Origin of the sequence: Streptomyces sp. NBC_00258, from assembly GCF_036182465.1 — a bacterium.
Lineage (GTDB): Bacteria > Actinomycetota > Actinomycetes > Streptomycetales > Streptomycetaceae > Streptomyces.
Genome location: NZ_CP108081.1, coordinates 9,352,092 through 9,373,775 on the forward strand (window position 1 = coordinate 9,352,092; position 21,684 = coordinate 9,373,775).

General features: G+C 72.3%; 15 protein-coding genes. 12 read left to right on the top strand and 3 right to left on the bottom strand.

Annotation, left to right across the window (positions count from 1 at the left end; translation table 11 throughout):
• Positions 1 to 11 precede the first annotated feature (11 nt).
• From OG718_RS41660 to OG718_RS41715, 12 genes are all read left to right on the top strand, one after another.
• A complete protein-coding gene (locus OG718_RS41660) occupies positions 12 to 698 on the top strand; it encodes a hypothetical protein (RefSeq protein WP_328846626.1) in 687 nt (228 codons plus the stop codon).
• Positions 695 to 1,381, top strand: coding sequence for a hypothetical protein (locus tag OG718_RS41665; RefSeq protein ID WP_143635742.1), 687 nt, complete (start codon positions 695 to 697; stop codon positions 1,379 to 1,381). Before OG718_RS41660 ends, OG718_RS41665 begins: the two co-directional genes overlap by 4 nt.
• An 11-nt stretch (positions 1,382 to 1,392) precedes the next feature.
• Complete coding sequence (locus OG718_RS41670) at positions 1,393 to 1,773, top strand: hypothetical protein (protein WP_143635740.1); 381 nt, start codon at positions 1,393 to 1,395, stop codon at positions 1,771 to 1,773.
• Positions 1,766 to 2,905, top strand: a complete 1,140-nt coding sequence (locus OG718_RS41675) for a hypothetical protein (RefSeq protein WP_143635739.1) — start codon at positions 1,766 to 1,768, stop codon at positions 2,903 to 2,905. Before OG718_RS41670 ends, OG718_RS41675 begins: the two co-directional genes overlap by 8 nt.
• A 68-nt stretch (positions 2,906 to 2,973) precedes the next feature.
• Entirely contained in the window at positions 2,974 to 3,510 is a 537-nt protein-coding gene (locus OG718_RS41680) for a phage baseplate assembly protein V (RefSeq protein WP_143635737.1), read from the top strand.
• 20 nt (positions 3,511 to 3,530) lie between these two features.
• The gene (locus OG718_RS41685) at positions 3,531 to 3,884 is read left to right on the top strand and encodes a hypothetical protein (RefSeq protein ID WP_143635736.1); all 354 of its coding nucleotides are present in this window, start codon (positions 3,531 to 3,533) and stop codon (positions 3,882 to 3,884) included.
• Complete coding sequence (locus tag OG718_RS41690; RefSeq protein WP_143635734.1) at positions 3,881 to 4,267, top strand: GPW/gp25 family protein; 387 nt, start codon at positions 3,881 to 3,883, stop codon at positions 4,265 to 4,267. The genes OG718_RS41685 and OG718_RS41690 overlap by 4 nt, the downstream gene beginning before the upstream one ends.
• Entirely contained in the window at positions 4,264 to 7,422 is a 3,159-nt protein-coding gene (locus OG718_RS41695) for a putative baseplate assembly protein (protein ID WP_328846627.1), read from the top strand. The genes OG718_RS41690 and OG718_RS41695 overlap by 4 nt, the downstream gene beginning before the upstream one ends.
• Positions 7,419 to 11,318, top strand: a complete 3,900-nt coding sequence (locus OG718_RS41700; RefSeq protein ID WP_328846628.1) for a putative baseplate assembly protein — start codon at positions 7,419 to 7,421, stop codon at positions 11,316 to 11,318. Before OG718_RS41695 ends, OG718_RS41700 begins: the two co-directional genes overlap by 4 nt.
• Positions 11,319 to 11,355: 37 nt before the next feature.
• The gene (locus tag OG718_RS41705; RefSeq protein WP_328846629.1) at positions 11,356 to 13,497 is read left to right on the top strand and encodes a hypothetical protein; all 2,142 of its coding nucleotides are present in this window, start codon (positions 11,356 to 11,358) and stop codon (positions 13,495 to 13,497) included.
• Between the two features lie 71 nt (positions 13,498 to 13,568).
• On the top strand, positions 13,569 to 15,152 hold the full coding sequence (locus OG718_RS41710; protein ID WP_328846630.1) for a DUF6519 domain-containing protein: 1,584 nt from the start codon (positions 13,569 to 13,571) through the stop codon (positions 15,150 to 15,152).
• Complete coding sequence (locus tag OG718_RS41715) at positions 15,152 to 16,048, top strand: peptidoglycan-binding protein (protein WP_143635725.1); 897 nt, start codon at positions 15,152 to 15,154, stop codon at positions 16,046 to 16,048. Before OG718_RS41710 ends, OG718_RS41715 begins: the two co-directional genes overlap by 1 nt.
• Before the next feature lie 58 nt (positions 16,049 to 16,106).
• Here the strand turns inward: OG718_RS41715 and OG718_RS41720 are convergent, their stop codons facing one another.
• The 3 genes from OG718_RS41720 to OG718_RS41730 form a co-directional block, all read right to left on the bottom strand.
• Positions 16,107 to 17,513 (bottom strand): hypothetical protein, encoded by a 1,407-nt coding sequence (locus tag OG718_RS41720; RefSeq protein ID WP_328846631.1) that lies wholly within the window; start codon positions 17,511 to 17,513, stop codon positions 16,107 to 16,109.
• A gap of 146 nt (positions 17,514 to 17,659) precedes the next feature.
• Positions 17,660 to 21,304: an NACHT domain-containing protein gene (locus OG718_RS41725; protein WP_328846632.1), complete on the bottom strand. Its 3,645-nt coding sequence runs from the start codon at positions 21,302 to 21,304 to the stop codon at positions 17,660 to 17,662.
• 13 nt (positions 21,305 to 21,317) lie between these two features.
• Positions 21,318 to 21,641 carry a trypco2 family protein gene (locus OG718_RS41730; protein WP_143635719.1) on the bottom strand — a complete coding sequence of 108 codons (324 nt, stop codon included), beginning with the start codon at positions 21,639 to 21,641 and terminating at the stop codon, positions 21,318 to 21,320.
• Between the last annotated feature and the right edge of the window lie 43 nt (positions 21,642 to 21,684).

Consider the following 21,684-nt stretch of genomic DNA (forward strand, 5'->3'; position numbering starts at 1 on the left):
GAGGGACACAGGTGAACACCCACGAAGGATTCGCCGCACGGTGCGTGCGCGCCATCGAAGAACTACAAGAGGTCGAAGGTGTGGATGTGGACACAAGGGGCATCCCGGCCGTCGTGCCAGAGCTTGCCGATCCCGACTGGGTGTTGCGTGACGTGGCCGAACGTACCGGTATTCGGTTGGCCGAATCGCCGTTCCGTGAGTACTTCTTCGCGCCTGACCAACTTCGAGCCCGATGGAACACCACGGCCGACCCTGACGTCATCGGGGAGTTCTGCCTGACACATATTCATCGATGCCTAGTCGAGGGACCTGCTGGCTTGCAGGACCCGACACTCACCGAAGCAGAGAACGAGATCCTCGCCGAACTCAGGATCATAGATCAGGAACCGATGGCCGGCTCGGGTCGCGTGACAGGGTTGCGCGTGGCAGCGGAACGCGAGGATCACGAGATCTGGCTTTACGACATGAGTCAAGAGCGTCTTGAACGTCTGGGTATCGATTACGGCACATATCTGGAGAACATCCTGGTGACTAAAGGTGCCTACGGCTGGCAATACCTCTTCGCCGACGCGGATTTGAACGATCCGGGACTGGATGACATCGCGACCAACCTCACGATGATGCTGGGAATCTTCCCTGACATGTTCCCGAACCATTCCTACGAAGACCTCCGTGAGCGCCTGGAGGCCCGCCTGTGACCCGCTACGCCAACATCCCCAAACCCATCCGCTCCGGAATAGTCCTGATCGACCCCGACACCGGCACCCCCCAACGCATCATCATCCTCCAGTTCAACCCCGACACCCTGGAACGCAGCCTCTCGCCCCAGTCCGCCGGAGGCAGCGGTGACTCCGGCGGAGGGGGCAGTGGGAGCGGGGACAGAAACGAAGCGCTCCGCCTCAAAGGCCCCGCCCAGGAGACCTGGAAGTTCACCGCCGAGATCGATGCGACCGACCAGTTCGAGATCGCCGCACCCGACGGCATCCACCCCCAACTGGCCGTGCTCGAAATGCTCGTGCAGCCGACGTCCTCCCAACTCCGTGAAGCCACCCGGCAGTCGCAGAAGGGGACCATCGAGATCTCTCCGATCGAGATGCCGCTCACTCTCTTCACCTGGGGGAGTAAGAGGGTCATGCCCGTGCGGCTCACCGAGCTGTCCATCAACGAGTCCGCGTTCGACGTCAATCTGAATCCGATCCGGGCCTCGCTCAGCATCGGACTCAAGGTGCTCACCGTGAGCGATCTGCCGATGGGGCACCCGGGTGCCGAGTTGTACTACGCGCATCTCGCGCAGAAGGAGCGCCTCGCCGCCGCCGCGCGCACCGCGGGGATCGGGTCGCTGGGGCTCGGCTCCGCCGGCATCGGGGTGGGAAGGGGCTGAGGGGCGAAACCATGGCTGACATCGAGCCGTACGAGAACGCGCTTGACGCGATACCGGGGGCCCACCCGTACCCCCGGACGAGCCGGTACCACGATGCCGAGATAGGCGTGCACCGGCTGCCGGACGGGACCGAAGTCCGGTACGCCAAGCGGCGGTTGCTGCCTCCGATCGAGGAGACGGGCGACGACACGCAGACGCACACCGTCCGCACCGGTGAGCGGCCCGATCTGCTCGGGCAGCGCTACTTCGGCGACCCCGGCCAGTGGTGGCAGATCGCCGACGCCAACCCGGTGCTGGACCCGCAGGAGCTCACCGACGAGCCAGGCCGCGAAGTCCACGTGCCGCTCGCCGGGTACTTCCCGCAGGGTCCGCAGGGAGTCCGGCGTGGCTGAACTGCCCGTGGGGCGCGGCCCCGTTCACATCACCCTGCACATGGGGCCGAAGCTGGCCAAGCCCGTGCCCGCGGAGGTCGCTGAGGCACTCCTCTCAGCCCAGATCACCGCCACCGCGGGCGAGCGCTCCGGCTTCCAGCTCGCCTTCGACCTCACCAAGAACGGGCTCATCAGCCGCACCCTCCTGCCCGACGGCTTCTTCGACCCGAAGACGCGGCTCATCGTGACCGTCACCGTCCGAGGCACCCCCGAGGTGCTCTTCGACGGGCTCGTGGTGCGCCAGGAAGTCGGGGCCAGCAACCAGCCGGGGCACTCCACGCTCACCGTCACCGGCGAGGACCTCTCCCTGCTCATGGACCTGGAGGAGCGGACCGACCGCTACCCCAACCTGCCGCCGTCCGAACGCGTCCTGGCCATCCTGCGCCGGTACTCCGACTACGGCATCCGGCCGGACGTCTACACGGAGAAGGTGTCCCAGCCTCCGCACCAGGACCTCCGCGTCCACTACCAGACGAGCACCGATCTGCAGTACATCAACGAACTCGCCCGTGCGAACGGCTACACGTTCTATCTGGAGCCGGGACCGAACCCCGGTCAGTCCTCCGCCCGTTGGGGACCCGAAGTGCGCCTCGGCATCCGCCAGCACGCCCTCAACGTCAACATGGACGCCAACTCCACCGTCGACCAGCTCACGTTCGCCTATGACGGGACGGCCCGCGAGGAGCCGCAGGCCCGCTGGCAGGACCCCGGCACCCGGCAGTCCACCCTCCTGCCCCAGCCGCCGATCAGCCCGTTGCGCCCGCCGCTCGGCAAGCGTCCCACTCCGGCCCTCAAGCGCAGGACCCTCTCCGGCACCGCCAAGCACCAGCGCGAACAGGCCGAGGCCGAACTCCTGGCACGCGCGGCCGTGTCCGCCGACGTCGTCTCCGGTTCGGGCTCGCTCGACGTGAACCGGCACGGCTACATCCTGCAGCCGCGCCAGTTGGTGGGTGTGCGCGGCTCGGGCCGTACGTACGACGGCGACTACTTCGTCAAGTCCGTCACGCACATCCTGCGGCAGGGGTCCTTCCAGCAGAACTTCACCCTCTCCCGGGAGGGCCTCGAAGCGCGCAGCGCCTACGTCAGGCCCTGACGCACAGCACCCAGCAAATCCAAACGTGCACCACCCAGCAACACCCCACAGAGCAGGAGCAGTTCAGCATGGCGGCACCCAGCAATCGCTACCTCGGCAAGTTCCGCGGCCGGGTGATCGACAACAACGACCCGCTGCACATCGGGCGGATCACCGTCGAGGTCCCGGACGTTCTTGGCGACGAGCCGTCGACCTGGGCGCTGCCCTGCCTGCCGTTCACCGGGCCGGAGGCGGGGCAGTTCGTGGTGCCGCCGCCGGGAGCGGGTGTGTGGGTCGAGTTCGAGCAGGGCGATCCCAGCTTCCCCGTGTGGACGGGGTGCTGGTACGGCGAGCAGAGCGAGCTGCCGCCGGACGCGCGCCGCCTCGTCCAGCCGGCCTCGCAGGCCAAGCCGGTCGTGGTGCAGACGCCCGGGGCGCACAAGATCGTGATGAGCGATCCGCCGGGCGCGGACCAGGGAATCCTGCTCCAGGCCCAGGGCGGCGCCTACATCCGCATCACCAAGGAAGCCGTGGTCATCGCGACCGGCGCCGGCGCCGAGGTCCTGCTGCGCGGCAACCAAGTGACGATCAACGAGGGCCAGTTGACCGTGCTCTCGAAGCGATAGGAAGACGGGGGACGAATCAAGTGTCCAGCGCAACAGGGGCATCCGGCGGTCTGCTCGGCACCGGTGCCGTGATCAGCTGCCCGCACGGCGGCCGCGCCACCACCGCCACCACATCCACCTCCGCCGTGCTCATGGACGGCATGCCCGTCGCCACGGCCGAGCACGGGTACGTCGTCACCGGCTGCCCGCACACCGTCGACGGAGTGCCCGTCCCGTGCGTCTCCGTCCGCTGGACGGCCGGCGGCTCCGGCGTCACGGTCGACGGTGCGTCCGTGCTGCTCGACACCTCCGCGGCCGAGTGCTTCACGGCGGCCTTCGTGCCGCAGGGTCCGCCGGTCGTCCAGGCCGGGCGCCGAAAGGTGGCCGTCCGATGAGCCCACGCACCCGCCCCCGCAGCGACATCGCGTTCCCCTTCCGGGCCGACCGCCGTGGTCGCACCGCGCACGCCCGCCACGACGAGCACGTCCGCGACCTGATCGAGCAGGTGCTGTTCACCAGCCCCGGCGAGCGCGTGATGCGCCCCGACTTCGGCTGCGGACTGCTCGACCTCGTGTTCGCACCCAACAGCCCCGAACTCACCAGCACCCTCGAACTCTCCGTGCAGGCCTCCTTGCAGCGCTGGCTCGGCGACCTCATCGACGTGGAGGACCTCGACGTGGTCAGCGAGGACAACGTCGTCCGCGTGCATCTCTCGTACGCCGTGCGCTCCACCGGGACGCGCCGCGACGACGTCTTCGAAGGGAGGGCCGCGGCATGACGGCCACGAGTGCCACCACCTCCCGGCGTGCGAAGGTAAGGGCCGCCCAGCTCAACGGAGTCGACGCGGTCGAGGTCGGCGACGACGGCCTCACGCTCACCGTCACCTTCCTCGGCAAGGCCCCGCACGGCCTGTGCGCCGAGAACGTACGCATCGACGGCGGCCGCCGCATCACCGGCATTCAGGCTGTCGACGTGAGCGTCGAGCGCGAGGAGGACCCCGAACTCGACGACCGGCTGTACGTCACCCTCGACAGGGCCGGCGACACCTCCCGCTACCGGCTCTCCCTGGTGGAGACCGACCCGTACGGCCGCCCCGGGGCCGAGCCGTACCGAGGCTTCGACCAGCGCTATCACAGCGCGGCCTTCGCCTTCCGGCCCGACTGCCCGACGCCCTTCGACTGCGCCGAAGAGCCCCACGGGACACGGGAGTTCCCCGAGGCGCCCGTCGTCGACTACACCGCGCGCGACTACGAGACCATCCGCAAGCTGCTCCTCGACCGGCTCGCGCTCACCACCCCCGACTGGATCGAGCGCAACCCCGCCGACCTGGGCACCACGCTCGTCGAACTGCTCGCGTACACCGGCGACCAGATCAGCTACCACCAGGACGCGGTCGCCACGGAGGCGTACCTCGACACCGCGCGCCGCCGCGTCTCCGTACGCCGTCATGTCCGGCTCATCGACTACGCGATGCACGACGGCTCCAACTCCCGTGCGTACGTGACCGTGCAGACCGCCGGCGAGCACACGCTGCCGCCGGGCACGTACCGCTTCGCCTCCGTCGACGTACGCACCCTCGACCCGCACGACCGTCCCGAGCCCGGCACGGTCATCGACGACGGGGACCTCGCCGAACTCGACGAGCGCGGCTCGGTGGAGGTCTTCGAACCGGTCGTGTCCGCCGACCCGTTGGAGCTGCGGGCCGCCCACAACGCGATCCGTCTGTGGACCTGGGGCGGCGAGGTGTCCTCCCTGCCGAAGGGAGCGACCGCCGCGACCCTGCGCGACGAGTGGCGCGACGCCGAGACGTGTGAGGAGCGCCGACTCGATCTGAAGCCGGGCGACTTGCTCGTACTGGAGGAGGTGAAGGGCCCGCGCACCGGCACCCCGGGCGATGCCGATCCCGCCCACCGGCAGGTCGTGCGCCTGACCTCCGTCACCCCTGCTGTCGACCGGATCGAGGACCAGCCGGTCCTGGAGGTCACCTGGTCCGCGGGGGACGCGCTCCGCTTCCCGTTCTGCCTCGCCACGCGCGGCGGACGCGACTGCGAGCCCGTCGAGGACGTGACGCTCGCACGCGGCAACGTCGTCCTCGTCGACCACGGCCGCTCCCTGAACTGGTGCGGAGACGGCCTGCCGGAGACGGTGACCGTGCCGCCCGTACCCGCCGTCGTCGGCTCCTGCGATCCCCCGGACTTCGGCTGCCGGGACCGCGACGAGGGCAACGCGCCCGCCCGGCTCATCAGCTCCCTCACGGAGAAGGCCGATTGCGGCGACCCGCTCACCCCGGACGACGTCCGAGAGCTGTTCGACGTCGTCGGCGAGGTCGCGACCGTACGCGCCGGACTCGGCCTGGAACTCGCCGGGCAGCGGCAGGAAAGGGTGGTGCCGGGTACGGCATACGCGCAGGTCGCTGCCCTCAGGACCCTGCTCGCCCAGTCCGTGTACCCCGGTATCGCACCCCGCTTCCGGCCGGTCCTCGGCCGCTCGCCCGTGGCACAGGCAGTGCCCTTCCCGGACCTGCGGACCGTCGCCCTCGGCCAGGCCGAGCGGATCGCCGCCATCCCCGGGCGGGTCAGGCAACGGCTCGTCGACCTGTGGCGCAGTGCCCGCGACCGCGACGGGCTCGGCGAGCAGGAGATCGCCGAACTCACCGTCATCTACGGCCTGAAGACCCTGGAGCACCTCGAACTCCACCTCCACCCGGTCCGCGCCCTGCGCGAACTCCTCTTCCGCAGCGACCAGTTGCTCGACGCGAAGCTGCGCCGCGTCGAGGTGCTCACGGCACGGGCCCGCGCGGGCACGGTCCTCGACGGGCACATCGCCTGGGAGATCGCGCTCAGTTGGGGACCGGCGTACGCGGCCGGACTGCACCCGGACGAGCTCGTGCTGCGCGGACCCGCCTCGGCGGCGCTCCGCCACGACCCGCGCCAGGCGCTGCCCGCCGTACGTCTCCACGACAGTGGCGACGGCGGCGGTGACGTGACATGGGAGCCGCGCCGCGACCTGCTCGACAGCACGCCCCGCGACCGGCACTTCGTCGGCGAACTGGAGGACGACGGACGCCTCACCCTGCGCTTCGGCGACGGCCGGCACGGCGCCCGCCCCACCCCCGGCTCCCGCCTCGAACTCCGCTACCGGCTCGGCGGGGGCACCGCCGGCAACGTCGGCGCGGAGGCCATCAACCACCTCGTCCTGTGCGATGACAGTGGCGGTGGCGACCGCGAGGAACCGCCCGTGGCCGGCGTACGCAACCCACTGCCCGCCGTGGGCGGCACGGAGCCCGAACCGGTCGAGCAGGTGCGCCAGTTGGCTCCACTCGACCTGCGCCGCACCCGTCTGCGCGCGGTCACCGCCGAGGACTACGCGGCCCTCGCCTCCTCCCTGCCCGGGGTGCAGCGCGCCGCCGCCGCGATCCGCTGGACCGGCAGTGTCCAGGAGGCCCACATCGCCGTCGACCCGTACGGCACCGGCGCCCCCTCGGAGGCGTTGCTCGCCGAGGTGGCCCAGGCCCTGGAGGCCTGTCGGCGCATCGGCCACGACCTCGTGGTCGGCCCTGCCCGCCTCGTGCCGCTCGACATCGAGCTGAAGGTGTGCGCCAGGCCCGGACACCAGCACGGGCAGATCCTGGCCGAGCTGTACCGCGTACTCGGCAGCGGCCGCCTCCCGGGCGGACGGCTCGGCTTCTTCCACCCGGACGCGCTGACGTTCGGCGAACCGGTCCGGCTCAGCCGTCTGGTCGCCGTCGCGGCCGCGGTGCCCGGTGTCGAGAGTGTCCATGTCACGCGGCTTCGAAGGCTGTTCCACGAGGACCGAGGAGAGAGGGAGGACGGCGTGCTGCGGCTCGGCCCGCTGGAGATCGCCACCTGCGACAACGACCCCGACCGGCCGGAGAACGGCCGCCTTGCGATATCCCTCGGAGGTGCCCGATGAGCGACGACTGCACCTGCGGCGGCGCATGCGGCGACGGCGTGTCCGGCGGCGCTGCATGCGGTGGCGGCGGTACGTGCGACTGCGGCGGCCACGACGAGCGCCTCGCCCCCGCCCCGCTCCACAACCCGCCAGGCCGCACGGCCCTCGACTACCGCGTCGGCGACTACGGCTCCTTCCTGGCCGCCCAGCTCGACCGGCTCGCCTCACCCGCGTACCCGGCCCTGAAGGGGCTCACGGTCCGCACTCCCGACGACCCGGCGATCGGCCTGCTCGACGCCACGGCCGTCCTCGGCGACCTGCTCACCTTCCACTCCGAGCGGATCGCCGACGAGGCCTATCTGCGGACGGCCAACGAGCACCGCTCGCTCGCGCTGCTCGGCCGACTGGTCGGCCACCGGCCGCGGCCCGGCGTCGCCGCCTCCACCCATCTCGCGTACAGCCTCGAACGCGATCCGCGCGCCGAGACCCTGCCCGTGGTGATCCCGCGCGGGGCGCGGAGCCACAGCGTGCCCGCGTCGGCCGACGAGGACTCGCAGACCTTCGAGACGAGCCGTGACCTGACGGCCCGCTGGGACTGGAACGAGCTGAAGGTCCGGCGCCGCCGCCCCTCCCTCGTCACCCCGGCGGACCTGGAGCGCCGCTCCGAGCTCTTCGTCGAGGGCACCGCCAACTCCCTCCAGACCGGCGACCAGTTGCTCTTCGTCTTCGGCGAACAGGCGGCCTCCGAGCCGAAGTTGCTGCCCGTCGCCAAGGTGCGGATCGACCGGGACGACGAGATCACCGCGATCGGACTGGCCCAGTCGGCCCCTCCCACGCTCCGGGAACTCGTCGACGAGGTACGGCGCTGGACCTCCGAGCCCGAGGCACCGGGCGACCCCGGCGACGAACCGCCCACTCCGGAGGTCCCCAACCCGCGCCCGGTCAGCCGCCTGATCGAGGACTTCGACGACCAGGTCCTCGCCCCGCTGCGTGCCGACCTCGACGGGATCAACACCCCGGAGAGCCTCGCGGCCCGTCTCGCCGAGCCCGTGGCGCGCCTCGGTGAGGCACAGGTTCTCGCGACGCCGTACGAGGATGTCGCGGCGTGGTTCGAACAGCTGGAAGCCGTTCTCGCCGAACTGGCCGAGCGCGCCATGGAGTTGGCGCCCTCGCAGCCGGTGCCGCCGACGGACGAGCAGGCCTCGACGGCGGCTTCGGGCGGCCAGGGCCCGGCGGGAGCCATCGGCCAGGGCCCGGCATCAGCGGCCGCCCCGAGGCCGACGGCCTCCGCCGCCCCGACCCCCCTGGGCCACCGCGAAGCCGCCCTCCAAACCCTCGGCTCCGTCCTGCCCGCCCTCCGCGGCAAGGCCCCGGCACCGACCACCGGCGCCGAACAGCCCCGCCGCCCGGGCGCGGACACGGCCCGGCTGCTCTCGGCCCTGAACCCGGGGCTGGCCGGCCTCTACCCGGCCTGGCGCACGGCCGCCGCCCCCGGCACCCCGGCGCTCCTGCGGGAACTCCTCGCGATGCGCGTGACCACGGCCCCCTTCGGAGCCATGGCGCCGCTCAAGCCGGTCCAGGACGACCGGGGCCGGGTCATCCGCACCGCGGACTGGCCCCTCACCGGCGCCGCCCTGGTCAGCATGCGCGTCGTGTTCGACACCGCGGGAAAGGTCCCGGTGCGCGCGGAGTTCCAGTACGTCGAGGGCAGCAGCTCCGACCAGCGCGCGGAGAACCTGCCGGTCGCGGTGCCGGTCACCTTCCGCCTCGGCGCGGGCGAGGTGGACCTGTCCACCCGCGCGGGCCAGGACCGCGAACTGAGCTGGCTCAACCGACGCCCCACCGACTCGCAGGAGCCAGGTGTCACCGCGGTCCTCCGCGAGGGCCTGCCCAACCGCACCCTCTTCGTGTCACGCCCGGACGACGACGGCCTGGTCCACGTGGGCCTGCACAACGGCACGTCCGAGCAGGTCGCCCTCCGGCCGGGCGTCCCGGAGCGGTTCACGCACGGCGAGTACGAGGTGAGTCTCACGTACACCGTGGGCAGCGCCGCGCCGAACGTGGAGGTGGTCATCGCCTCGAAGCCGGAACCCACCAACCGCCAGGTCCTGCAACTGGACCGGGTGCACGACGGCATCACGGTCGGCAGCTGGGTCGCGATCCAGCGGCCGGGCAAGGGAGCCGAGGGAGGCGTCCCGGGCGACAAGAAGCTCGCGTTCGTCACCACGAAGGTCGTGGCCAAGCGCACCGCCGCGTACACCAACTACGGAATCACCGGACGGGGCACCGAACTCGTCCTGGCCGAAGCGTGGTTGGACGAGTTCGACGTCCTTCTCTCGCACATCCGCGACACGACCGTCCACGCGGACGGCGAACCGCTGCGTCTGGCCGACGAGCCGCTCGGAGAGGACGTGCACGGCAACGAGATCGAACTCGCCGAGCTGTACGACGGGTTGAGGCCGGGCCGCACCCTGATCGTCGCGGGTGAGCGCAGCGACATCCCCGGCGTGGCAGCCGTGCAGGCCACGGAGGTCGTCACCATCGCGGCCGCCGACCCCGCGGTCGATCCCCAACTCCCGGGCGACCACGTCCACACGAAGCTGACGCTCACCGCCGACCTCGCGTACCGCTACCGCCGCGAGACCGTGCGGATCCTCGGCAACGTGGTCGAGGCGACCCACGGCGAGGGCCGGGACGAGCCGATCGGCAGCGGCGACTCGGACCGTACGAACCAGACGTTCGCGCTCTGGCAGTCCCCGCTGACCTGGCTCGCCGACGACAACCCCCTCGGCGCCACCCCCGTCCTGGAGGTGAGGGTCGACGGAGTGCTCTGGCACGAGGTCGACAGCCTCGCCGGGCGCGGCCCCCGCGAGCGGGTCTACATCACCGGGACCACCGCCGACGGCCGCACCACCGTGACCTTCGGTGACGGCGTCCACGGCGCCCGCCTGCCCAGCGGCCACGAGAACGTCCGCGCCCGCTACCGCTTCGGCACGGGCCGGGCGGCCAACGTGGCGGCCGGCCGCATCACCCAGGCCCTCACCCGGCCCCTCGGCGTCACCGCGGTCACCAACCCGCGCTCCGCCACGGGCGGCGCCGACGCCGACGGCCCCGGACTGACCCGGCGCACGGTCCCGCTGGCCGTCTCGGCCCTGGACCGCCTGGTCTCGGAGACCGACTACGAGGACTTCGCCCGCTCCCGGGCCGGCATCGGCCGGGCCGCCGCACGCGAACTCTTCGACGGACGGCGGCGCGTGCTGCACGTGACGGTCGCGGGCACGGACGACGTGCCGATCGCCGAGGACTCGGACCTGTTGCGCGCACTGCGCGGCGCACTCACCGAGTACGGCGACCCGAACCTCCCGGTCCGCGTGGACGTCCGCGAACTCGTCGCGCTTCTCGTCGCCGCGAAGGTGAAGGTGGCGCCCGACCACAGCTGGCAGGTCGTCGAACCCCGCCTGCGTCAGGCCCTGCTGCGCCGACTCGGCTACGAGGGAAGGGAGTTGGGCCAGCCCGCTCGTCTCTCCGACATCCTGGCCACGGCCCACCAGGTGCCCGGCGTCGACTACGTGGACGTCGACGTCTTCACCGGCGTCCCCGCCTCCGCGACCGCGGAGGAGCTCAGCAGACTTCTCGCGAACCCGGGCCTGCCGAAGGCGTCGGTCCCGGCGCGCGGAGCCACGTACGACGAGAAGGTCCACATCGTCCGCGCGACGGACGGGGAAACCCTGTCGGCGATATGCGCCCGCCACGGCGTCCCGCTCGCCGAACTCCTGCGCCTGAACCCCGACATCACCGACACCCGCCGCCTGGCGAAGGGCCGTTCGGTGTACGTCTTCCGCGGCATCCGCCCGGCCCAGCTCGCACTGCTGTCGCCGAAGGCCGCGGACACCCTGATTCTGACGGAGGTCAAGTGATGTCCCCGGACGTCCAGTTCGAGACGGAGGCCGTGTGATGTCCAGGGAACCGGACGGACTCGCCGAGCTGCTGCCCCAGTGGCACCGGCTGCGCGACGCCCAGGAGGGCGAACCGCTGCGCGCCCTGCTCGCCGTCATGGCCGAGCAACTCGACCTCGTACGCGACGGAGTCGAGCAGGGCTACGAGGACCTGTTCGTCGAGACGGCGGCCCCCTGGGTGCTGCCGTACCTCGGCGACCTCGTCGGCTACCGCACGCTGCCGGGCTACGAGCGTGTCCTCACCACCGGTCTGCGGGGCGGGAGTTCGGCCGCGCTCACCGAGGCCGTCGCACCGCGCCGCGATGTCGCCGCGACCGTCGCCAACCGCCGCCGCAAGGGCACCCTCCACCTCCTCGAAGAACTCTCCGAGCGAGTGGCCGACTGGCCCGCACGCGCCGTCGAACTCTCCCGCCACGTCTCCCACCAGCAGCCCGTGAAGCTGTACGGGACCGGTGGCGCAGAGCGCGGTACACGCGGCCGCACGGTCGACCTCAGGGACAGCTCGGCGCTCGACCTGGCGGGCGGCCCCTTCGGCGCGGTGGCCCGTTCGGTCGACGTACGCAGGGCCGACTCCCGTCGCCGGCAAGGGGGTTGGGCCCCGGCGGGCGTCGGACTCTTCGTATGGCGGCTGAAGGCGTACTCGCTGACGTCCACACCGGCGTACTGCATCGACCGGGCCCGCAACCTCTACACCTTCTCGATCCTCGGCAACGACACCCCGCTGGTCACCAAGCCGGTCCCGGAGCCGTCGCCCACCCACATCGCGACCATCGACAACGTGCCGGCGTTCATCCGCCGCCGTCAGCTCCACGACCGCCTCGCCGACTACTACGGCCCCGGCAAGAGCTTCGTGATCCGCCGCGACGGCGAGGACCGGCCCGTGCCGCCCTCCGACATCGTGGTCGCCGACCTCTCCGACTGGCGCTACCGGCCCAAGCGCGGCCAGGTCGCCGTCGACCCGGAGCTGGGCCGGATAGCCTTCGGCGCCCGCACCGCACCCCGCAAGGGCGTCTGGGTCGACCACCACTACGCGTTCGCCGCCGACACGGGCGGCGGCGAGTACCTACGCGACCGTGAGGCCAGGCCGGACGCCGAGTTCTACCGGGTCGGTCCCGGCGAGACGTACCGGCAGATCATGGACGCCTACCGGGCCTGGCAGAACGACCGCCGGGCCGGGCGCTGCGGTCCCGAGGGCATCATCGAGATCACCCACAGCGGCGCCTACCAGGAGCAGCTGGACTTCGACCTCGACCCGGGCGACCGGCTCGAACTGCGCGCGGCCGAGGGCACCCGGCCGGTGATCCGGCTGCTCGACTGGTACAGCAACCGCCCCGACGCCCTCAACATCCGTGCGGTGTCGGCGGACTGCGCCCCGGGCGAGCGGCCGCGGATCGTCCTCGACGGACTGCTCGTCGCGGGCCGCGGCATCAACGTCACGGGCCCGATGGGCGCCGTCGTCGTACGCCATTCGACGCTCGTGCCCGGCTGGTCCCTGGAGCCCGAGTGCGATCCGCACTCGCCCGAGGAGCCGAGCATCGTCCTGGAACGCACCACCGCGTGCCTCCAGGTCGAGCACAGCATCCTCGGCACGATCGAGGTCATCGGCGACGAGGTCTCCGAGGAACCCCTCGACATCCACATCCGCGACAGCGTCCTGGACGCCACCGCCGACGACCGCGAGGCACTCTCCGCCCCCGACTGCCGGCACGCCCACGCCGTCCTGCACCTGCACCGGACGACCGTGATCGGCGAGATCCACACCCACGCGGTCCGGATCGCCGAGAACTCCGTCTTCACCGGACGGCTCCACGTGGCCCGCCGAGGCATCGGCTGCATCCGCTTCTCGTACGTGCCGACCGGGTCCCGTACGCCACGTCGCCACCGCTGCCAGCCGGACCTGGTCGGCCCCGAACAGGCCTCCCGCGTACGGCCCTTGTTCACCTCCCAGCGCTACGGGACGCCCTGGTACGGGCTGTTGGCGGATCGCTGCGCCGAGGAGCTCCGGCGCGGCGCGGAGGACGGGGCCGAACTGGGCGCCTTCCACGACCTGTACCGGCCGCAGCGCGAGGACAGCCTGCGGGCACGGCTCGCGGAGTACACGCCCGCGGGGACGGACGCGGGGATCTTCTTCGTGACCTGACCCCCGGCCCCACGCGCACTCGACGCGCCCCAGAACCCGCACGCAATTCCTGAACCAGGGGGATCCCCTTCATGCACGCAGACCTCTCCCGCTCCACGTTCCGCCCGGAGCGGCACTACTCAGCGGTCATCGCCCAGCAGGGCCGTGTCCAGCTCGACGCCGACGCCAACGAACAGACCGCGATCCAGCTGTACCAGGCCCGCGCGCTCACCGCCGACCTGATCGGACAGCACGGCGGCCCGCGCGACGCCGCCGGCTTCCGCATCGAGTACGTCGGCGGCAGGCACGACATCGACACCCTGCACATCCACGGCGGCCGCTACTACGTCGACGGCATCCTGTGCGACGCCGACCGCCCGGCCCCCGGCGTCCCCGTACCGGACGAGGGCGACGACGAGCAGGAGCAGGACTCCGCGCGGCCGCCCGTGTACTGGACCTACTGGGACCAGCCCGACGGATACCGGGACCCGGAGAAGCCCGGCGACCGGCTGCCCTCGCCCGCCCAGGCCCCGTTCGTCGTCTACCTCCAGGTGTGGGAGCGCTCGGTCACCGCGGCCGAGGACCCGACGCTGCGAGAGGTCGCGCTCGGTGCGGCCATGCCGGACACCGCAGCCCGCGCCAAGGTCGTCTGGCAGGTCCTGCCGCTGGCCCTCGACGAGCTGGAGACCGAGGAGACCGAGCCGTCCAAGGAGGTCGTCCGCGCCGCCTTCGCACGCTGGGCGCAGAAGCAGGCCGCGCCCACGGCCCGCCTCGCCGCCCGCGCCGAACGGCCCGACCACGCCGACGAGGACCCCTGCCTGGTCAAGCCGGACTCCCGCTACCGCGGCCCCGAGAACCAGCTGTACCGCGTGGAGGTCCACGAGGGCGGCGCGGCGGGCGAGGGTGCCAAGGGGGACGAGTCGAAGGGCGCCACCTTCAAGTGGTCCCGCGAGAACGGCTCCGTGGTCTTCCCGGTCGACGAACTCGACGGAACCTGGGTCCAGTTGGCGTCCCTCGGCCACGACGACAAGCTGGACCTGGACGTCGGCGACCGGGTGGAGTTCACCGATACCGCGTACGCCTCCCGCCTCGAACCCCTCCCGCTGCTCAGGGTCGAGGAACTGGACCTGCCCGGCCGCCGCGTACGCCTGTCGGCCGAGCCGGAGCCCGGCGTCGGACGCCTGCCGCACCTGCACCCGTTCCTGCGCCGCTGGGACCACCACGACGGCCCGAAGCGCAAGGGCCGGTCAACCACCCTGCGGGGCGGGGCGGTTCCGGTCACCGAGGGGGAGTGGCTGCCCCTGGAGGACGGCGTCGAGGTCTACTTCGCCAAGGGCGGCACGTACCGCACCGGCGACCACTGGATCGTCCCCGCCCGTACGGCCACCGGCAGTGTCGAGTGGCCGGTCGACCCGGCGCGCCGCCCGCTGCTCCGGGGCCCGGCCGGTATCGCCCGCCACTTCGCGCCGCTCGCCCTGGTGAAGGGCGAGGGGGAGGCCCTGGACCTGCGGCTCGCCTTCGGCCCGCTCGCCAGCAGCATCCCCGCGGCGGACGAGGCGACGCTCGCGGCGGAGACCCGGGCGCGACAGGAGGAACAGGCGGCCGAGGCCGACCCCTCCGGCGGGAGGTCGCAGACCACCGCCGAGGCGGAGGCTGCCGTGGAAGGAGACAAGTAATGGCGAAGCCCCTGACCGCGTCCAAGCTGGTGGAGATCCTGCGCGCCGAGGGCCTGACGGTCCACGAGGTACGCAACTGGCGCCGCCACAACCGCAATTCGAAGGGCCCCTGGGGTCCGATGAACGGCGTGATGATCCACCACACCGTCACGTCCGGCACCGACGCCTCCGTCGACATCTGCTACGACGGCTACTCGGGCCTGCCCGGACCCCTGTGCCACGGAGTCATCGACAAGAAGGGCCAGGTCCACCTGGTCGGCAACGGCCGCGCCAACCACGCGGGCCTCGGCGACGGAGACGTCCTGCGCGCGGTGATCAACGAGTCGAAGCTGCCGGCCGACAACGAGGCCGACACCGACGGCAACCGCCACTTCTACGGCTTCGAGTGCATCAACCTCGGCAACGGCAAGGACCCCTGGCCCGAGGCCCAGAAGGAGGCCATCGAGAAGGTCTCCGCCGCCATCTGCCGCGCCCACGGCTGGACCGAGCGCTCCGTCATCGGCCACAAGGAGTGGCAGCCGGGCAAGACGGACCCGCGCGGCTTCACGATGGACGGTATGCGCAAGCGCATAGCCGAGCGGCTGCGCGGCAAGGGCGACAGCGGCAAGCCCGCCCCCGACCCGAAGCCCGCACCCAAGCCCTCGTACGAGCCCTTCCCGGGCGGCGGCTTCTTCCACATCGGCCAGAAGTCCGCCGTCATCACGGCCATGGGCCGCCGTCTGGTCGCCGAGGGCTGCGGCCGCTACGAGGAGGGCCCCAGCCCCGACTGGACCGAGGCCGACCGCAAGTCCTACGCGGCCTGGCAGCAGAAACGGGGCTTCAAGGGCAAGGACGCGGACGGCATCCCGGGCAAGGTCACCTGGGACGCGCTGAAGGTGCCCAGGTCGCGCGACTGACCGGCGGCCCGCCGCGCCGGGGCCTCGAACGAGCCGCGGACCCGGCGGAAGGCCAAGGTCAGCCGCCGGTCACCTTCGGCGCCCACGCGCACGCCTCGACCGCCGCCGCCAGCACGGACCGCTCGGTGGCGGTGAGGGCGTACGTGTCCGGAGTGCCGGACGGCGCGTCCAGGTGCGGGCGGACCCGGTCGGCGTCGGCGGCGGTGAGGGTGGAGAGCGGTTTCATCAGCAGGTTGAGCGGGTGCTCCAGGTCCTGGACGACCGTCGAGTAGAAGTCCGTCGACGAGTTCCTCGTGGGAAGCGCGAGCATGCCCTCGTACACCGCCAGCCGTCCGTACGGCGACGACGCGAACTTTCCGACGGCGCGCGGGAGCGCCAGATCGTCGTCCTTGCTGTCGGGCCCCGCCTGCACCAGGAAGGGCGGGGCCGGGGAGCGTTCGAGGGTGGCGAGGTCGTAGTGGTAGTTGACGTTGCCGCCCTCCGCCACCAGGAGGTTCCACGGAGCCACCGGGTTGAGCCGGAAGAACGTACGCGGTGACGAGTGCCAGCCGTCGTGCAGTCCGCGGAGACGGCCGCCGATGACCTGCCAGCGGTACAGGCCCCCGTCGTAGCCGGCCGTGACGATGGAGTCCTCGGTGAAGGTGATCGCGTTGATCGAGCCGTGCCGCAGGGACTCCACGACGATGTCGTGCATCGGCTGCAGTCTGCTGTCGGTGACGAGGATCCGGGTGTCGTCCGCGAAGGCTATCCGGGTGCCGGTGGCGTCGACGGCGAACAAGTCGGCACGCCGGAGGCCGAACTCCCGCAGATTGAGCTGCTCCTGCTCGCCGTCCGCGAGGGCGAAGGCGACGCCGTTCAGCTTCGTGCCCATCACGAAACCCGTCGCGGTCGCCTCCACCACCGCGTCCAACAGGCCGCTGCCCTGGGCCAGTACGGCCTCCCGGCCGGGTGTGTACTCGACGACCTCCGTGTCGCCGCGGTAGCCCCCGCTGTCGAACTCCCGCCGGGCCACGACCGTTTCGCTGTCGATGGCGCACAGCGACCAGTGCTGCGCGGGCCCCTCGTACAGTGTCGACCGCACGCCCGTCCGGTCGACGGTGACGACGCGCGAGGTGTGCGCGTCGCGGCCCCTGAGGTCGAGCGCCACGACCGGATGACGCACCGAGAAGCCCACCGGACTGGCGAAGCCCAGCGTGTCGGACAGCCTGTGGGTCGTACGGTCGAACAGTTCCGCCCCGAGCCTGGTCGCCTCCCTGGGCGGGAGCCCGGTGAGCACGTCCGCCAAACGGGCGTCGGCGCCGGACGGCGGGTCCCACTTGCGGCGTTTCAGATGGGCCGCCGCGCCCACTGCCTGGGGCAGTGGCAGGGAGAGGATCAGCCACCACAGGGTGCGCCAGTCGCCCTTGCGCGCCACCTTGCGCGCCATACCGATCGGATCCGGACCGCCGTCGATGCGCGGAATCACCGTGTGCCGCCTCCCCGTTGGTGAGTTTCCACCCCTGGTCACCGTCCGGACATATTTTGTCGCAGGTGTCACGGCGAGAGCCAGCGTGTTGTCACGTGGGGAACGTGGAGAACCAGCACGTTGTCGGGTGGAGAACCAACAGGTTGTCAGGTGGAGAACCAGCCGCCCGGCTTGATGTCCACCCCGAGCCTGCGCAGCGTCGCGTCCTTCAACCGCGGGTCGAAGTCGCCCATGGCGTTGGCCGCACGGACCTGTACGGAGCGGCCGGCTTCCGGTGACTCGGCCAGCTCCCGCAGCAGCCGCAGCCCCTCCTCACGGTCCACGTCCGCGAGGGCGTGCGCGGCGACCACGCGGACATCGCCGGTCGACTCGACGGCGTACGACCGCAGAAGAGGCAGCCCCGCCTCCCGGTTGCGTCCGGCGAGCAGCGCGGCGGCCCGGATGCGCGGGCCGTCGTCCCAGCCCGGCTCCCGGGCCAGCGCGGCCAACCGGGCCTCCCCGTCGGCCGGTTCGTAGTGGGCGAGCTCAAGTGCCGCGCGCAGCCGGTGCCGGGGTTCCTGGCCGGCGGCGCGGGCGATGGCGTCCAGCGCGCGAGCCCCCTCCGCGTGGTCGTGCTGCGCGAGAAGCACCGCGGCGTCGCAGCCGTAGCGGCCGTGCAGGGCGCCTTCGGCGAAGTCGCGGAGGAGGAGCGTGCCCGCGTCGGCCCGGTAGCGGGCGAGGCGGTGCGCCGCCTCGACGCGGTAGCCGGCGTCGACCCGTTCGTCGCGGGCGATGCGCTCCAGGAGCAGCGTCGCCTCGGTCCGGGTCCGGCCGTCGTCCTCGGCCGACGAGGCGAGCGCGTCGGCCGCGTACACCCGGCTGTCCGCGAAGAACCGCCCGTCGGCGGCGAACCGCCGTAGCCAGTCGGTCCCGGCCGTAGGGTCGTGGGCGCACAGCGCGATGGCCGCGTCGACCTTGGCCACGTCGGGACAGCGCGGGTCCGCGACCAGGGCACGCAGCCGGGACGTGCCCGCGGAGGTGTCGTGGTCGGCCAGCCGGGCGGCGGCCACGGCGCAGTGGCGGGACGGTGCGTCGTCCGCGAACCGGGCGAGCAGTTCCGAGCCCTCCTCCCGGTCGATGTGGGCCAGGTACCACGCCGCGGCGATCCGCAGGTCCAGGGGGTACGAGCCGTCGTGCGCGAAGGTCCGCAGCAGGTCCGTGCCGCGTGGGTCGTGACCGGCCAGGGCCCCGGCCGCGTTGATCCGGTCCACGGGCACCGATCGGGGATCCGTCGCCATGTCGTGCAGCCGGCGCTGCTGCTGTGGCAGATGCGCGAGCGAGGAGTGGGTCCCGCGCCAGTTCCGGACGACCGGGGCCGTATCGCGCTCCTGCTCGTCGGTGCGGCGCCACAGCAGTTCGAGGATCCGGCCGCGGGTGTCCTCGTCGCACATGCCCTCCGCCAGCAGCGACGCCGCCTGCTCGACCCGTTCGGGATCGGCGGCCAGCTCGCTCGTGATCCCGCGCCGCACGTCGGGCGGATGACGGTCGAAGGCGAACAGCGCGGCGACCCTGGTGTCGGCGTCGGAGAGGGCGTCGCCCCAGGTGGCGGGATCGGTGCCGTAGCGGTCCCGGAGGTGGTCGGCGGCCAGGTACTCGGCGAACGTGCGGTGCAGGAAACGGGGATGAGCCGTATGGATGTCGACGATCACCCCGGTGGCTTCGAGCAGCGCGGTCACCGCCCGACGCCGGTACGGGTCACCGTCCGCGGGTTCGGCCGGATCGGCCAGCAGTCCCGTGGCGGCGCCGACGATCGGTGTGCCGTGCCGCAGATACGTGTCGGCGAGGTCGCCGAGGAAGCCGCGCAGCGCGACGGTGACGGCGGCGTGCCGCGGAGCCTCCCGCGCGTGCCGCTCGCGCAGCCTGCCCAGCAACTCCTCGATCCGGTCCCGCAGATGGGGTTCGTACGGGCTCTGCCGCTGCGGGAAGCGGCCGAGGAACTCCGCCACCGCGCGGGCGTACAGGTCCACCCTGCGGGTCTGCACGCGCGGTTCGCCGGCCGGGTCGAAGTACTGGCCGACCGCGAGATGCGCGAGCAGGGGCAGCCGCACCAGGTCGAGCATGCCGTTGCCCCGTACGTACGCCAGGAACTCCGCCGCCCGCGCCGCGGCCCGCTCGTGGACCCCGGGGTCCAACAGCCGTTCGGCGCCACCCGTCTGATGGGCCATCACGAATCGGCGCAACTGCTCGACGGTGAACGGCTGCAACCGGAACTCCGTGGCTCCGGCGCCGGCCAGGCCGCGCCAGGCGCTGTCGTGCAGGCTGCGCGCGGACAGCAGCAGACGGCGCTCCATGCCGGGCCCGCTCGTGCTCTCCCGGGCCGCGGCGAGCAGGACCTCCATGACCTGCCGCCAGTCCTCGGGCCCGGTCACCTCGTCGAGTGCGTCCACCATGACCAGCACCCGCGCGCCCGGCACCGGCGGCCCCGCGTCCAGCAGTGCCCGCGCCCCCGGCCCCGCGGCCGACGCGATCGAGTCGTGCCCCACGAGCTCGCGCGCGGCGATCCGCAGCGGGAGCAGCGGCCCGAACGGCGCCCCGTCCGGTCCGTCCGCCCGCGTCGCGCCCCGCCACCACCGCCAGGCCGTGGCCTCCACGTACTCCAGCAGGCTGGACTTGCCGACCCCCGCCTCCCCGGTGACGACGATGTGGCGGACGGTCGGATCGGCCAGGAGCCGCTCGACGGACACCGGCTGCCCGGTGACCCGCAGAGGCCCGGCCGGGGCCTGGGCGTCCCGGTCGGCGGTGGTGTCGAGCCGCTGCTGGGTGTAGACGCGGGCGAGTTCGCCGGGCTCGGCGGCCCGGTAGGTGAGACCGCCACGGTCCCGTACCGCGTCGGGCGCGGGAGCGGCGGCGAGCAACTCGGGCGGCAGCAGCGGGCGGTGGCCCCGGCGCCAGAAGCGTCCCTTGGCGCCCGGCAGCTTCGGTGAGGCGCTCCGGCGACCGTCCGTGCCCTGGCGCCGCGTGCCGTCACCGGAGCCGGTCCGCCCCGGATCCTGCTCCGGCCGCTCGATCGGCCCGTACGCCCATGCGCCCGTTCCGCCGGCCCACCGGATCCACTCCGCCAGCAGCGGATCGTCCGCGAACGTCCGCGCGGGCACGGCCCGCAGCTCGGCGACGGGTCCGGAACCGCCACCGGCGTCGGCGGTGACGAGCCCCACCAGCCGGTCCCCGGCGAACAGCGCGGCCCCCGACATTCCCGCCCAGCCGCTGCCGGGCATCGGCCGCGCGAGCGCGCCGGTCGAGATGACCCAGTGCCCGGACCGCACCCCCGACAGCGGGTGCACCACCCCGCCGAACTGCCGGGACTCGCGCACCCTGTCCACCACATCGTGGTCGGGGAAGCCGACGGCGGTGACCTCGACCGGGTCGGCGGAGACGAGATCAGTCCAGTACGTCGTCGACCACCCGGCCGGTGACGTCGCCCGGTCGGCGTCCTCGGTGATCAACAGCAGCGCCACATCGCACTCCGGCCGCCACCACACCGTCACCGCGTCCCGGAACGGCCGCCCGGCGGAGGCGTCCGCCAACGCCCGTACCCGGCACGGCTCGCGGCCGTCGGCCAGCTCGTCCAGCGCCGCCGGGGACAGGGAGCGGCGAGGCGGTGGGGCACCGGGAGCGGCCTCGTCGACAGGTGTCGTGCCCTCGGCCGCGTGCCACACCGTGAGCACGAGCTGAGGCGTGATGAACCACCCCGAACCCACCACGCCGGCCCGGGGGTTGAACACCTCCGCGACACGCTGAGCGGTCAACGGCACGTCCAGGTCCTCCTCAGCGCGGCTCGCCGTCGACGTCCGCGGTCACGCGCACGGGACCCTCCCTGCCCGCCGCCACCGGGTTGAGCGTGAGGGACAGCCGGTGCGTCGTCTCCGACGCGGCCTTTCCCGCCGCCCCGAACGACACCACTCCGAAGCTCAGTCCGCCGCTGCCCGACCCCTCGCGCGTGATGGCGAGCGCCAACTCGACGTCCACCTGCCCGAGTTCGAACTGCAGCGGTTCACCGCTGCCACGCGCCATCGCGGCCGTCAACTCGGCCCGCAACGCCTCGATCGTCTCGGCAAGACCACCGGCAACAGCCCCGCTCTCACTGCCCATCGCACGACCCCCGTGACTTCGCTGCGGCACCGTGAACACCGTC